Origin of the sequence: Pseudomonas monteilii NBRC 103158 = DSM 14164, assembly GCF_000730605.1 — a bacterium.
GTDB lineage: Bacteria > Pseudomonadota > Gammaproteobacteria > Pseudomonadales > Pseudomonadaceae > Aquipseudomonas > Aquipseudomonas monteilii.
Genome location: NZ_BBIS01000033.1, coordinates 105,420 through 121,545, shown reverse-complemented (window position 1 = coordinate 121,545; position 16,126 = coordinate 105,420). Strand labels below are relative to the sequence as shown.

2 protein-coding genes are annotated in these 16,126 nt (G+C 64.9%); both read right to left on the bottom strand.

Features of this window, described 5'->3' with window-relative positions; translation table 11 throughout:
• On the bottom strand, positions 1-1,906 hold a 1,906-nt coding region (locus PM2_RS17980), incomplete at its 3' end, for a condensation domain-containing protein (RefSeq protein ID WP_042132229.1).
• Position 1,907: 1 nt separating this feature from the next.
• Positions 1,908-16,112, bottom strand: coding sequence for a non-ribosomal peptide synthase/polyketide synthase (locus tag PM2_RS17975; protein ID WP_028699390.1), 14,205 nt, complete (start codon positions 16,110-16,112; stop codon positions 1,908-1,910).
• Positions 16,113-16,126: the final 14 nt, after the last annotated feature.

Here is a 16,126-nt window from a genome sequence, read left to right as displayed (position 1 = left end):
AGCCCGGCAGCGGTTCGAGCAACAGTGGCTGCACACCTTCGGGCACCGGCAACTGCGCCAGCAGGTGGGCTTGCGTCAGCAGCAGGCCGATGCCGCTGTCCTGCATCATGTAGGCCAGGCGCTCGGCCGGGTATTCCGGGTCCAGCGGCACATAGGCGCCACCGGCCTTGAGGATGCCCAGCAGGCCGATGACCATGTCCACGCTGCGCTCGGCGGCAATGCCCACCAGCACGTCCGGCCCCACGCCTTGTTCGCGCAGCTTGTGCGCCAGCTGGTTGGCGCGCCGGTTCAGCTCACGGTAGCTCAGGGCCTGTTCGGCAAACACCAGCGCCGGCGCGTCCGGGGTGGCGGCGACTTGCGCCTCGATCAGTTGCTGCAGGCACTGCTCCAGCGGGTAGTCGGCGTGGGTGCGGTTCCAGTCGTAGACCACCTGTTGCTGCTGCGCGGCATTCAGCAGCGGCAGCTCGGCGATGCGCTGCTGCGGCTGGGCGACGATGGCGGCCAACAGGCCCTGCCAGTGCCCGGCGAGCTGGGCAATGGTGGCTTCGTCGAACAGCGCGGTTGCGTAGGTCAGCGACACCGCGATCCCTGCCTCGTGCTCCACGGTCTCCAGCGTCAGGTCGAACTGCGCGGTCCCACGTTCCCAGTTCAGCGTCTCGACAGCCAAGCCAGGCAGCTGCCGACCCTGCCCGCGCGCTTCGGTCTGGTGGTTGAACATGACCTGGAACAACGGGCTATGGCTGAGGCTGCGCTCTGGCTGCAAGGCTTCGACCAGCTGCTCGAACGGCAGGTCCTGATGAGCCTGGGCACCCGAGACGCGTCGCTGAGTCTGCTCAAGCAGTTCAGTGAAGGTCATCCCCAGGTCGAAGTCCGCCTTGAGCACCTGGGTGTTGACGAAAAAGCCGATCAGGCCTTCGGTCTCCATTCGATTGCGGTTGGCCGTGGGTATGCCGACACGGATATCGTTCTGCCCGCTGTAGCGGTGCAGCAAGGTCTGGTAGCTGGCCAGCAGGAGCATGAACACTGTCACGCCCCGATCACGCGCCAGCTGCTTGAGGCCGGCACACAGTGTGTCGTCCAGGCTGATATCCAGGCTTGCACCTGCCCGGCTCTGCACCGCCGGGCGAGGACGGTCGATCGGCAGTTCCAGCACCGGCTGCTCCCCCCCCAGCTCGGTCTCCCAGTACGCCAGCTGACGCGCCAGCTCGCCCGCTTCCATGCACCGGCGTTGCCAGATGGCATAGTCGGCATACTGGATCGGCAGTTCTGGCAACGACGCCGGCTGGCCAAGGCGATGCCCCTCGTAGCTGCGGATCCACTCGTCCAGCAGTATCGGCATCGACCAGCCATCGGAGACGATATGGTGCATGACCAGGATCAGCACATGGTCGGCCTCGTTCACCTGCAGCAGCCTTACCCGCCACAGGGGCGCCTGCCCCAGGTCGAAAGGCTGGCCGGCCTCTTCTTCGATGCGACGTTCAAGGCGCTCGGCAAAATCAGCGTCTGGTGCCGCTGCAAAGGGCTCCCGTACAATTTCCACCCGCACACTCGGTTCAATGACCTGCACAGGCTGGTCGCCGTCCTGGGCAAAAGCGGTGCGCAGGCTTTCGTGGCGGTGCACCAGGTCTTCAAGGCTACGCTGCAGAAGCGCGGGGTCCAATGCGCCCCTGAAACGCAGGGCCATGCTGATGTTGTAGGCCGCGCTTTCGGGCTCGAACTGCCAAAGGAACCACTGGCGCTGCTGGGCATACGACAACCCGATGGGCCCCCATTCGTCCCGTATCCGCGGGATCGGCAGCCGAGCGAAGCTCATGCCCTTGGACTGCATCTTTTCAAAGAATTGCTTACGCTGCTCCAGTGGCAGATGCAGGAACCGTTTAACCAGCTCGATGTTCTGGGCCGTCATTTCAAACACTCTCCAGTTCTGCCAGGAAATCACTCAACTCATCGACATCCGCTGCGCTGGCAGGCGCCAGCTCAGCCATCGTCGCCACGTAGTCCGCAAGTCGCCCGGCACCGAACAGGGCCGAAAGCGGCACCTCCAGCCCCAGCAGCAACTGCACGCGCTGGGTCGCCTGGACTGCCAGCAGCGAATGCCCGCCCAGCTCGAAGAAGTTGTCGTTCATGCCGACCCTTTCAAGCTTCAGCACATCGGCCCAGATCGCTGCCACCTGCGCTTCAAGTTCGCCGCAAGGCGCCACGAAACCTTGCTGAAGCGTGTTTGCGTCCGGTGCAGGCAGGGCTTTGCGGTCCAACTTGCCATTGGGGGTCAGTGGCAGAGCGTCCAGCGCGACGAAGTGCGCCGGGACCATGTATTCCGGGAGCATGGCCTTCAGGTACTCACGCAGGGTGTCGCCAAGCGCCTGCATGCACGCATCAGCCACAAGGTACGCGACCAGTTGCCGCCCACCCGGGCCTTCGCTATCGATCACCACCGCTTCGCGAATGGCGGGATGCGCAAGCAGCTTGAGCTCGATCTCGCCCAGCTCGATGCGGAAGCCACGGATCTTCACCTGATGATCGATACGCCCGATGTACTCGATCATGCCGTCGTTGCGATAGGACGCCAGATCACCTGTCCGGTACAGACGGCCTCCGCCATGCTCGGAAGCATCGAAAGGATCGGGCAGGAATTTCTCTGCGGTTAGTGCCGGACGCCCCAGGTAGCCCCGGGCAAGACCGGCACCGGTAAGGCAGAGCTCGCCCGCAACCCCGGACGGCATGGATTTACCATTGATGTCCAGCGTGTACGCTGTCGTGTTCGCGATAGGCCGGCCAATATTGGCTCGCCCACCGGACTCACGGCGGGTCCAGGTGGAATAGGTGGTGTCTTCGGACGGGCCGTACAGGTCGTAGACATGCTCCACATGGCCCAGCGCATAGAGCCTGTCCACCACTGGCTGCCGCAAGGGTTCGCCTGCCAGGTTGACAATGCGCACGCTCGCAGGCAACGAACCGGCGTCGAGCAGTGCCTTGATGGCCGAGGGCACGGTGTTGACCAGGCGTACGCGTTCTCGCGCCGCCAGGTAGGGCAGTTCCAGCGCATTCTGCGCGAGCACCGCGTAGCCACCCGCAGCCAGCGTGACAAACAGCTCCCATACCGACAGGTCGAAACAGATGGACGTCGATGCCAGCACGCCTTGCAGGTCCTGCATGGTGTAGACCGTGCGCGCCCAGCCGATCAGCGCCGTGACATTGCGGTGCTCGATCAGCACACCTTTGGGCAACCCCGTGGATCCCGAGGTGTAGATGCTCAGTGCCAGGTTGCCCGGCGCGGTGACATTGTCCAGATTCCCATCAGCGTCGTCTCGCAGCTGCAACCGGTCAAGCAGCAAGACTTCGGCCGTCCCGCCCTGCGGCAGGCGATCCGCCAGCGAAGCCTGGGACAGCAACAGACGAGCCTGACTGTCCTGCATCATGTAAGCCAGGCGATCACGGGGGTAGAGAGGGTCCAGCGGCACATACGCACCGCCTGCCTTCAAGATGGCAAGCAGACCGATCACCATCTCCAGGCCGCGCTCGAGTGCGACCCCTACAAGCACATCCGGGCCCACCCCGCGTTCGCGAAGGTGGTGCGCCAACTGGTTGGCACGCCGGTTGAGCTGTTGATAGGTCAGGTGTTGGTCGCCGAAAATCAGCGCGGTGGCGTTCGGCGTGCGAGCGGCCTGCGCTTCGATCAACAGGTGTACACAAGGCGCGTCCGAAAGCGACAAGGCATTACCGTGTCGATGAGCAAGGTCTTGCAGGTCCTCGTCCTCGGTCGTCATTGCCAGGTCACCCAGCCTCTGATCTGCGCCACTGACCAGCGCCCGCAACAGCGTGCCGAAGTGGCGGGCGATCTGCGCGATGCTTTCTTGCGTGAAACACTGGCGGTCGTAGCTGTAGTGCACCGACAGGTGCGTACCTGCGCCAATCGCCAAGGTCAGCGGCACGCTCGACTGTTCATGCCCGCGCACGTTGCCGAACACGAGCCCGGCGGGTGCGCCCTGCTGCAGGGCATCGCCGACCGGGTAGTTCTCGAACACCAGCAAGGTATCGAACAGCCCTTCCCCACCCGATCCGGCCCAGCGCTGGATATCGTACAAGGGGCTGTGCTCGTACTCGCGCAGCGCCAGGTTCTGCGCCTGCAGTTGCTGCACCCATTGCGCCACCCCCTGCTGCGGACGCGGGTTGGCGACCACCGGCAGCGTGTTGATGAACAGCCCCAGCTGTTGCTCGACACCGCGCAGCTCCGCCGGGCGACCGGATACCGTCGCGCCGAAGCTCACGCACGATTGCCCGGTGTAACGCTGCAGAAGCAGCAGCCACGCCGCTTGCACCAAGGTATTGACGGTCACCCGCTGCTGCCGGGCAAAGGCAGCCAGCGCCTGCGTCTGCTGCTCGCTCAAACGCTGCTGGTGTTCACCGTAGCCGGTACCCAGGCGGGCCTTGTCCTGACGGATGGCCAGTGCCAAGCGCGTAGGCTCGTTCAGGTCATGCAACTGCTGCAGCCAGAAGGCCTGAGCTTGCCCGGCATCCTGGCGCTGCAGCCATTCGATGTAATCGCGATAGCGGCCCGTCACCCCACCGTTCGGCACCCCGGCATAAGCCTGGAGCACCTCAGCGAGCAACTGCGCATTGCTCCAGCCATCCATCAGAATGTGATGACTGGTGAAAACCAGATGGCACGATGCTTCGCTGGTGCGGATAACCGCCAGGCGCAGCAGGGGGTCATGCTGCAGGTCGAAGCCCTTGCGCAGATCGGCTTCGGCCCAGCTGTCCACGGCCGCACCCTGCTCGGCGATGCCGGCCCAGTCCAGGTACGTGAACGGCAATTCGAGCTGCCTGCGAATGACCTGCAGCGGGTGCTGGAAGCAGGTCACGAAGTTGGCCCTGAGCACCTCATGGCGATCGACAGCGGCCTGCCAGGCGAGCCTGAAGCGTGGTACGTCGAGCCCTTTGACGTCAACGCGCATCTGGTTGATGTAATGCCCCCCGCCTTGCTCGAACAGGCTGTGGAACAGCATGCCCTGCTGCATGGGCGCAAGGGGATAGAGGTCTTCGATCAGCGCCGCCGGAACAGGCAGGCTGTCCAGTTGGGCCTGGGTCAGCCCGGCCAGCGGAACATCCGAAGGCGTCAAACCTGCGTGGGCATCCGCCAGGCAATGCTCGACAATCGCCTTGAGCTCGGCAGCGAACTGGTCGGCCAGGCGCTGCACCGTGTCATCGTTGAACAGGTCGCGGCTGAAGGTCCACTCCAGGTTCAGCTCACCGGCATAGACCTGGCCATTGATCGACAACCAATTGTCCAGCGGCGCTTCGCTGCTCTGGCTGGCGCCGGCGCTTTCGCCAGCGGGCACCAGGAACGCCGACGCATCGGCGTCCGAACCTGGCGCGAAGCTGCCGTCGAACTGCCCCAGGTAGTTGAAGGTGATGTGTGGGTTCGGCAACTGCGCCAGCGCCGCGCGGGCCTGCTCATCGCCCAGGTAGCGCAGGGCACCGTAGCCCAGGCCTTTGTCGGGGATCGACCGCAGCTGTTCCTTGATCCGCTTGATCGACGCATCAAGCGTCTGCTCCGGGCTCAGCCGCACCGGGAACACGCTGGTGAACCAGCCCACGGTCCGCGTCAGGTCAACGGTATCGAACAATTCTTCGCGGCCATGCCCCTCCAGTTGCACGAGCACGTCGCTGCGCTGGGTCCAGCGTGCGATGACGCGGGCCAGTGCGGTCAGCAGCAGGTCGTTGACCTGCGTACGGTAGGCAGCAGGTGCCTGTTGCAGCAGTTGCCGGGTACTGGCCGAGTCAAGACGGGTGCGGGCGGTGCCGACATGCAGGCCATGCAACGAGCCACCTGGGTTGTCGCAAGGCAGGTCTGCATCAGCCTGGCCGAGTTGCGCCTGCCAGTAAGCCAGCTGCGCCTGCAGCGTTTCGCTGCGTGCGTAGCGCTGCAAGTGCGCAGCCCACGCCTGGGTCGAGCTGGTCTTGGCAGGCAGGTCGAGTGGCTTGCCGGCGTGCAACTGGTGGTAGGCGGTTTGCAGGTCTTCCAGCAGCACCCGCCAGGACACCCCGTCCACCACCAGGTGATGGATCGCCAGCAACACGCGCTGGCTGCCATCCGCGAGGGTTGCCAGCAATGCCCGCAGCAACGGGCCACGCTGCAGATCAAGGCTACCCTGAACGTCATTGCACAACGCTTCAAGCGCCTCGGCATCCGCCACAGTAGCCTGCCACAGCAGACCTTGCTGTGGCTCTGGCGAACCGTAACGAGCCGTCCATTGACCCTCTGCACAATCGAAGCGCAGGCGCAGCGCGTCATGGTGGATCACCAAAGCCTGAAGCGCTTGCTCCAGGGCCTGGCTGTCGAGCGCCTGACCTGCCTTGAGCAACAGCGCCTGGTTCCAGTGGTGGCGCTGGGCAATGTCCTGCTCGAAGAACGATTGCTGGATCGGCAGCAGCAGGGTCTGGCCAGTGGCAGCCTTCTGCTCGATCAGCAATCCGCCTTCGTCCCCTTGCCTGGCGACCGAGGCCAGCCCTTGGACGGTCTGGTGCTGGAACAGCTCTTTGGGGGTGAAGCGGATACCCGCCTGGCGCGCGCGGCTGACCACCTGGATCGAAATGATGGAGTCGCCACCCAGTTCGAAGAAGTTGTCGGACAGCCCCACCTTGTCGACTTTCAGAACATCCGCCCAGATCCCGGCGATGGTCTGCTCCATCGCGTTTCGAGGTGCCACGTACACCTGCTGCAGCTGAGTGACGTCAGGCGCTGGCAGGCCCTTGCGGTCCAGCTTGCCATTGGGCGTGAGCGGTAACTTGTCGAGGAACACCAAGTGCGTGGGCACCATGTAGTCCGGCAAGGTCGCCTTGAGGTGATCGCGCAGTTCGCTGCGCAGCAGGCTCTGCCCCGGCAGGTCGTCGAGCTGCACATCCGCACTGACCAGATACGCGGCAAGCTGCTTGCCGCCTGGGCCCTGGATGTCGATTACCACACTTTCGCGCACCGCCGGGTGATCCTGCAACCGCGCCTCGATCTCGCCAAGCTCGATACGGAAACCGCGGATCTTGACCTGGTGGTCGATGCGCCCCAGGTAGTCAACCAAACCGTCGGCGCGGGTGCGAGTCAGGTCACCACTGCGGTAGACGCGCTCGCCGTTCGCGGCGAACGGGTCGGGGACGAAGCGCTCGGCGGTCAGGCTTGGCCGGTCGAGATAGCCACGCGCCAGGCAGAGCCCGCCGAGGAACAGTTCGCCACTGTGCCCCAACGGCACCAGGTTGAGGCTTGCGTCGAGCACATAACTGCGGCGGCGCCCGACCAGGCGGCCGATAGGCGCGTAGGCCGCGCCGCAGGTATCGCCTGGCGATGCGCTCCAGAGCAACGGTGTGACCACGGTTTCGGTCGGCCCGTAGCCGTTGAAGATGTATTGCGGGCGCAGGGCCTGCCAGGCCAGCTCGTATCCGGCTTGCGGTACGGCATCACCACCGAAGCAGTAGATTCGCACCGGTGGCGGGTTGCCCACGCGCAGGGCATGCTCGGCCAGCTGTTGCAGATAGACCGGCGGGAACACGGCAATGGTCACGCCATGCCGGTGCATCTCGGCGTAGGCCTGCTCGGGCAGCCACAGGCTGTCGTCACGCACCAGCACACTGGCGCCGTTGATCAGCAGGTGCATCCAGGCCTCATGGGCGCCATCGAAGGCGAAGGACATGAAGTGCAACTCGCAATCCTGCGGGCCGGTTTCATAGCGTTCACCGTTGGCGAGAATGTGCGAGGCCAGAGGCCCGTGCGCCACTGCGACACCCTTGGGCATGCCGGTCGAGCCCGAGGTGTAGATCACATAGGCAAGGTTGTGCTTTGACAGCGCCACCTCGGGCGCCGTGTCCGGGCCTTGCTGCCAGGCGGCCGGCAGGTCCACCGACAGCGTCGGCAACCCGTGGGGGATCGGCAGCGTGCCCAGCACATCGCTCTGCGTCAGCACCAAGGCCGCAGCACAGTCCTGCATCATGTAGCGCAGGCGGTCCTGCGGATAGGCGATGTCCAGCGGCACATACACGCCACCTGCCTTGAGCACTGCCATGAACGCCACCATGATGTCGGTGGAGCGGCGCATGGCGATGACCACCCTGACCTCCGGGCCGACCCCTTGCTCGATCAAGCGGTGCGCCAGGCGATTGGCCTGCGCATCGAGTTGGCGGTAGCTCAGGCGTTGATCGTCGAAGCGGATTGCGATGGCTTCGGGCGTGCGGGCAACCTGGTCTGCGAACAGTTGATGGACGAAACGGTCGTCCGGATGGTCGTCGCCAGTCTGGTCCCACCTTGCCAACAGTTGTTCACGCTCCTGGCTGCCCAGCATCGCCAGCTCGGCGACACGCTGATGGGGCTGACGCACGATGTCGGCCAGCAGGTTGCACCAATGCTGCGCCAGCGCCTCAACGCGCGGGCGGTCGAACAGCGACGTGGCGTAGACCAGCGAAGCGCCCAGCCCCTCGGCATGCTCGAAGGTATCAAGGGTGAGGTCGAACTGTGCGGTATAGCGCTCCCAGGCCATGCCTTGAACTTCCAGCCCGGGCAGGCTGCGCACCTGCCCCCGCTGTTCGGTCTGGTGATTGTAGAGCGCCTGGAACAGCGGGCTGTGGCTCAGACTGCGCTCAGGGTGCAGCGCCTCGACCAACTGCTCGAACGGCAGATCCTGATGAGCCTGGGCCGCCAGGGCCGTCTGACGCGTTTGCTCAAGCAGCTGGCTGAAGGTGGTGTGCAGGTCGAACTCGGCCTTGAGCACCTGGGTATTGACGAAGAAGCCGATCAGGCGTTCGGTTTCCAGGCGGTTACGGTTAGCGATCGGCACGCCGACGCGAATGTCGTCCTGCCCCGAATAGCGGTGCAACAGGGTCTGGAAGCTGGCCAACAGCAGCATGAACAGGTTGACGCCCTGCTGCTGGGCCAATGCCTTGAGCGCGTGCACGAGGTCGCGGTCCAGGTCGATGGCGAAACTGGCGCCGGCGAAGTCCTGGTTAGCCGGGCGCGGGCGATCGCCGGGCAGTTCGAGTACCGGCTGCCGGTCCCCCAGCTGGGCCTTCCAGTAGGCCAGCTGGCGCTCACGCTCACCAGCCTCCATCCACTGCCGCTGCCATACGGCGTAGTCGGCGTACTGGACAGGCAGCGCAGGCAACTGCGCCGCCTGCCCGTTGCGCCGCCCTTGGTACAGCTGCACCAGCTCATCGACCATCACCGGCATCGACCAGCCATCGGAGACGATATGGTGCAAGGTCAGTACCAGGACATGGTCATCCTCGGTCACCCGCAACAGTTTCACGCGCAGCAACGGCCCGTGCTCCAAATCGAAGGGACGTTGCGTCTCTGCCTCGACCAGGCGCTTGAGCAGCGCGGCCTGTTCGTCTCCCTCGCACGGTTCGACCCCTTCGCAGGCCAAGCTGAACGGCTGCGCCGGGTGGATCACCTGCAGGGCTTGGTCACCGGCCTGGCGGAAGGTGGTACGCAGGGTCTCGTGCCGCGCGATCAGCGCTTCGAAACTCAGGCGCAGTGCCTCGACATCCAGCTCGCCGCGCAGTCGCAAGACCGTGGCCATGTTGTAGGCGGTACTTTCAGGGGCCATCTGCCAGAAGAACCACTGCCGCTGCTGGGCATAAGACAAGGCCAACGGCTGGGTGCGGTCGACCGGCTGCAACGCCAGGGCAGCCGCGTGCGTGCCCTGCCCTGTCAAGGCGACGAAATCAGCCAGCACCGGGGCTTCGAAAAGCGTGCGCAGGGGTATTTCCAGGCCCAGGGCCTGGCGAATGCGCGAGGTGACCTGGGTAGCCAGCAACGAATGCCCGCCCAGTTCGAAGAAATGGTCGGTCAGGCCGATGCGTTCAACCTTGAGTACCTGGGCCCAGATGGCTGCAATCTGTTTTTCACGTTCGCTGCGAGCGGGCACATAGGCTGGCTGTTCGAGGCTCAGGTCGGGCCTTGGCAGCGCCTTGCGGTCCAGCTTGCCGTTCGGCGTCAGCGGCAATTGGCCGAGGAACATCAGGTGCGCCGGAACCATGTAGTCCGGCAATGCAGCCTTGAGGTGGCTTGCCAGGTTTTCACGCAGCGCATCCTGCGGTTCAACACCGCCCTCGATCACCAGATAGGCGACCAGTTGCTTGCCGGTGGGCCCGTCGATGTCGATGACCTGTGCTTCACGCACCCTGGCATGCTCTTGCAGTCGCGCTTCGATCTCGCCCAGTTCGATGCGCAGGCCGCGAATCTTGACTTGATGGTCGATGCGACCGACATAGTCGAGAACACCCTCGACACGGGCGCTTGCCAGATCGCCGGTACGGTACAGACGGCCGCCGCCGACCGGGTCGAACGGGTCGGGAATGAAGCGCTCGGCGGTCAGCGCAGGGCGGTTGAAATAGCCACGGGCGAGACAGCCGCGACCACCGATCAGCAGTTCGTTCACCCAACCGGCCGGGGCCAGGACAAGGCCATCGTCACAGACATAGGTCACCCTGCCGCCCACCGCCCGCCCGATCGGCACGATGGCCTTGCCACCGGCACCCGGCTGCAAGCCTGCACAGTCCTGCACGGTGGTTACCACGGTCGCTTCGGTAGGCCCATAGGTATTGAGCAGACGTGCCTGCTGCAATCCGCTGGCGTACCAGTCGCCAAGGCTTTCCATCGGCATGGCTTCACCGCCCACGTGCACCTGACGCAGCGACGCGCAGGCACCGGCGGGCAGCTTTTCCGCCGCCAGCATGCGCCAGTAGGCGGTGGTCAGGTCCGCCACGGTGATGCCGTGGGTGACGATGGCCTGCTTGAGGGTTTCGATGTCCCACAGCTGCGAGCCGCGCATGACGACCCGGGCACCGCAACACAAGGCCGGGTAGAGCTGCTCGACAAAGCCGTCGAAGTTGACCGTGGCGAACTGCAGCACCCGATCACTGGCATCGAGCCGCGAATAGTCAGCCGCCACGCTGCAGAACACCGACAGCGCCCGATGAGCGACGGCCACACCTTTGGGCTTGCCGGTGGACCCGGAGGTGTAGATCACATAAGCCAGGTTGTCGGGGACGGTCAGGCTCACCGGGTTGGCCGTACTGTAGTTGCCCAGCCAGTGCTCATCCGCCAGCATTTCAAGGCAGGTCACCGCTGTGGAAACCGGCAGCATCGGTGTCAGGTGGGGCTGGGTCAGGAGCAGGTGAACACCGCTGTCCTGCACCATGAAACGCAGGCGCTCCTGCGGGTATTGCGGGTCGAGCGGCACATAGGCACCACCGGCCTTGAGAATGCCAAGCAGGCCTACCACCATGTCCAGGCTGCGTTCCACGGCGATGCCAACACGCACCTCAGGCCCCACGCCAAGCTCGCGCAGCTTGTGGGCCAGCTGGTTGGCGCGGCGGTTGAGTACCTGATACGTCAACGCCTGATCATCGAGGACCAGCGCCGTAGCCTCCGGTGCGCGCAGCACCTGCGCCTCGAACAGCTGATGCACGCCGAGGCCTTCGGCGAAACGCAAGGGGGCCGGGTCGACGGCTTCAAGTGCCAGCTTGTGCTGGGCAGCCGAAAGCAGAGGCAGCTCGGCCACCGGCAATGCCGCGTTACTGGCCAGGGCGCCCAGCAGGTTGACCCAGACCGATGCCAGGCGTTCGATACGCTCGACGTCGAACAGGTCCGATGCATAGCCGAAGGAGGCGATCACACCCTCGCTGCGTTCGAGGGTGTCCAGCGACAGGTCGAACTGCGTGGTGTGCTCGACCAGGTCGACCTCCTCGACACGCAGCCCTTGCACGCTGTCGCCAAAGACCCGCTCGCCAAGGTCGCTCAGGTGGTTGTACATGACCTGGAACAGCGGGTTGTGGCCCAACCCCCGCTCGGGTTTGAGCGCTTCCACCAGCACATCGAAGGGGATGTCCTTGTTCGCCTGAGCCTGCAGGGTGGTCTCCTTGACCGCCAGCAACAAGTGCCTGAAGGACTGCAACGGATCGACCGCCACGCGAGCGACCAGTGTGTTGACGAAGAAACCGATCAGTCCCTCCAGCTCAAGGCGATTGCGGTTGGTCACCGGCATGCCGATGTTGAGCGTTTCGCGCCCGCTGTAGCGCGACAGCAGCAGTGCGAACGAGGCCAGGAACACATGGAACAGCGTGGCATTGGCGGCAACCGCCAGGCGCTGCAGATCGGCGGTGAGCGCGGCAGGCAGGCGCACATCCACGCGCCCGCCGCGGTAGCTCTGGACCTGAGGGCGAATACGGTCGGCAGGCAGTTCGAGGACTGCGAAATCGTCTTCCAGCGTGGTTTTCCAGAATGCCAACTGGGCCTGCAGCTCGCCCGAGGCCAGGCGTTCGCGCTGCCAGGCGGCGTAATCGGCGTACTGCACCGCCAACGCCTGGCGTTCGAGCGACTGGCCGGTAGTGTGGGCGTTGTAGACGGCAGCCAGCTCGCGGACCATGACGCTCATGGACCAGCCGTCCGAGACGATGTGGTGCAACAGCACGGTCAGCACCTGCTCCTGCGGGCCACCCTGGAACAGCTTGACCCGAATCAGCGGCCCCTGTTCGAGATCGAAGGGCGTAAGCGCCTCGTCGTGTAGGCGCTGCTGCAGCGCCCGGCTGTCGGCAGTGCTGAGGTCATGGTACTCGATGCACGGCGACGCTGCGGGCAGTATGCGCTGCCGGGGGATGCCGTCATGCTCTTCGAAGATCGTGCGCAGGGATTCATGGCGCATCACCAGCGCATCGAACGCGGCCTGCAACGCGTCCCGGTCCACCTGGCCTTGCAAGCGGATGGCCAGGGGGGTGTTGTAGGCAGTGCTTTGCGGGTGCAGCTTCCAGAACATCCACTGGCGATACTGGGCGTGCGAAACCTGCAGCGGCAACGTCCGGTCCAGCACCTGGATCTCGCCTCCGGCGACCTGCTCCAGCCCCTGCAGCGCCTCGACGAAACCGGACAGGTCGGCAGTGTCGAACAGCACCCGCAAGGCCACGTCCAGGCGCAGTTGCTGCCTGATCCGCGAGACCACCTGAGTGGCCAGCAGCGAATGGCCACCCAAGGCGAAGAAATTGTCGTCGAGGCCGACCTGGGCCTGTTGCAACACGTCGGCCCAAATGGCCGCGACCTGCATCTGCAGTGCGGTCTCGGGAGCCCGGTAAAGGGCTGTGACGGCGACCGGCTCGGGCAATGCCTTGACGTCGACCTTGCCATTGAGGGTTACCGGCAGATGCTCCAGCAGCATCAGGTAATGCGGCACCAGATGCTCGGGCAGGGCGAGCTTCAACGCGGCCCGGATACCGTCGACGACAGCTTGACGGGCTTCGTCCTGCGCAGCCCAGTGCTGCGGGACCAGGTAGGCGGCCAGCTGCCGATCGGCGTCTTCGCCAACCACGCGCACAACGGCGCTTTCGATCCCCGGCAACTGCCGCAGACAGGCATCGATCTCGGCCAGTTCGACGCGGTAGCCGCGAATCTTCACCTGGCCATCGATGCGCCCGGCAAAAATGCATTCGCCGTCAGCGTTCAGGCGTACCCAGTCGCCGGTACGGTACATCCTCGCACCCTCGGTGCCGCAGGGGTCGGGCACGAAGCGCTCGGCAGTCAGCGCCGCCTGGCCCAAGTAGCCACGCGCAAGCCCTGCACCGGCGATATAGAGCTCTCCCCTGGCCTTGCCGGGCACGGGTTGAAGGCAGCTGTCCAGCGCATGGGCGCGCAGGTTGTCCAGCGGCTGGCCGAGCACCGGGCGATCCTGCAGGGCATGGGTAAGGACGCCGACCGTTGTCTCGGTGGGACCATAGTGGTTGATCACGTCGAGGTCGGGCGCCAAGGCCTTGATGCGGCCCAGAAGCGCCGCAGTGCACGCTTCGCCCCCCACCACCAGGCAGCGCCGTGGCAAGGCTTCGGCGCCTGCGGCGAGCATGGCCTGCAAGTGCGAGGGGACGATCTTCAGTGCATCGATGGCATGCGCCTGCAGGTAGGCGGCGAAGACCTGGGCATCGAGCACGGTCTCCTTGGGCAGCATGTGCAGGGTCTTGCCGTAGCACAATGCACCGAACAGCATGGTGTGGCCAAGGTCGGCCGCCGGCGTGGTGACCATTGCCAGGTTGCCGATCTGGTCCATGGGCAGGCGTTGGCTGACGCCGCGCACGTAGTTGACCAAGGCGCCATGGCTGACCGCGACGCCCTTGGGCTTGCCGGTGGTGCCGGAGGTGTAGATGACATAGGCAAGGTTGTCGGCATGGACCGCCACCTTGGGCGCCGACGCAGACGGGTAGTCGCCCTCCACGTCAATCGCTGCGACGCCTTCAGGCAGGCTGATCTGCCCTGCTCGGCCCACTACCCACTTGGCCTTGCTGTCGGCAAGCATGAAGTCGATGCGCGACTGAGGCTGGTCAGGGTCCAGCGGCAGGTAGGCGGCACCGGCCTTGAGCACGGCCAGGATGCCGATGAGCATCTCGCAGGACCGGTCGGCCACCACGCCGACCCGCTGATCCAGCTTTACGCCACGCGCCAGCAGTGCGTGGGCCAGGGCATCCGAGCGTGCCTGCAAGGTGGCATAGCTGATTCGACCGGCCTCGCCGCTCGCTGCAAGGCCTTGCAGGTTGAGGTTGGCGGCCGTTTCGATCAGGTGATGGACGCACAGGCCGGGCGTTTGCGCCCCGGCAGCTTGCGGCTCCAGTGGCTGTACCGCCTGGGTTGCCAAGGGCAGTTCGCCGACCGCAGTGGCGGGCGATTGGGTCAGCCCATCGAGCAGTCGCAGCCAATCCTCGCCGAAACCGATGATCGTGGCTTCTTCGAAGACATCCAGCGCATAGGTGAACACCGCGTGCAGACGCCCGGCACTTTCATAGGTGTCCAGGGAAAGGTCGAAGCGCGCGCTGTGCTTGTCCAGGGCGACTTTTTCCAGCGTCAGCCCACTGCCAAGGCGAACCTGACCGGCGTCGGCGATGGCCGCCTGGTGGTTGAACAGCACCTGGAACAACGGGCTTTGCGCGCTGCTGCGCTCCAGTTCGAGCGCCTCGACCAGGCGCTCGAACGGCAGGTCCTGGTGCGCCTGGGCGCCCAGGGCGGTGTCTTTGACCCGGCCAAGTAGCTGGCTCACATCCATGAGCGGGTCGATATCGGTATGCAGCACCTGGGTGTTGATGAAGCAACCGATCAAGCCTTCTACTTCGGTACGGTGGCGGTTGGCGACCGGAACGCCGACGCGGATGGCGCGCTGGCCACTGTAGCGTTGCAGCAGCAGCTTGAACGATGCCAGCAGCACCATGAACAGGGTAACCCCCTGGGCACTGGCCAACGCCCTGAGACGCTCGGCAAGCGCTGGGTCGACCTGCAACTCGCGCCGCGCGCCACGATGGCTCGGTGCGCCGACACGGGAATGGTCGAGCGGCAGCTCAAGCACGGCATGATCATCGCCCAGCTTCTCGCGCCAGTAGCCCAGCTGTCGCTCCTGCTCACCGGCTTGCAGCCAGCTGCGTTGCCACAGCGCATAGTCGCGGTACTGGATGGGCAGCGCCGGCAGGGTCGCTTCGCTACCCTGACAGGCGGCATCGTACAAACGCACGAACTCGTCGATCAGCACGTTCAGCGACCAGCCATCGGCCACGATGTGGTGCAGGGTGAGCAGCAGCACGTGCTCGTCGGTGGCCAGTTGCAGCAGGTTCACGCGCAACAGTGGCCCTTGCAGCAGGTTGAAAGGTGCCTGCGCTTGGGCTTCGGCCAGTGACGCGACACGGGCTTCGCGTTGCGCCGCTGCCAGGGCGGTGAGGTCGTGCTCGACGATGGCAACGGACTCGGCAGCGAGGACCTCCTGGTACAGATGCTCACCCTGGGTACGCAGGCGCGTACGCAGGCTCTCGTGGCGCGCAACCAGGCGATCGAACGCTTGCTGCAGGGCCTGGCGGTCGAGCTTGCCCTTTAGGCGCACAGCCATGGGCAGGTTGTAGGCAGCGCTCTGAGGGTCCAGCTGCCAGAGAAACGACATACGCCGCTGGGCGTAGGACAACCCATCGCGGTCGTCGCAGGCAACATCGGCAGGGATCGGAAACAAGGAAAAATCGACGCCCTCTGCCTTTAGCCCGGCCAGGAACAAACGGCGTTTTTCCGGCGGCAGTTCGATAAAGCGGCGAGCGAGTTTCAACGAGTTTTCGGCATTCATGCAATGCGTCCTTA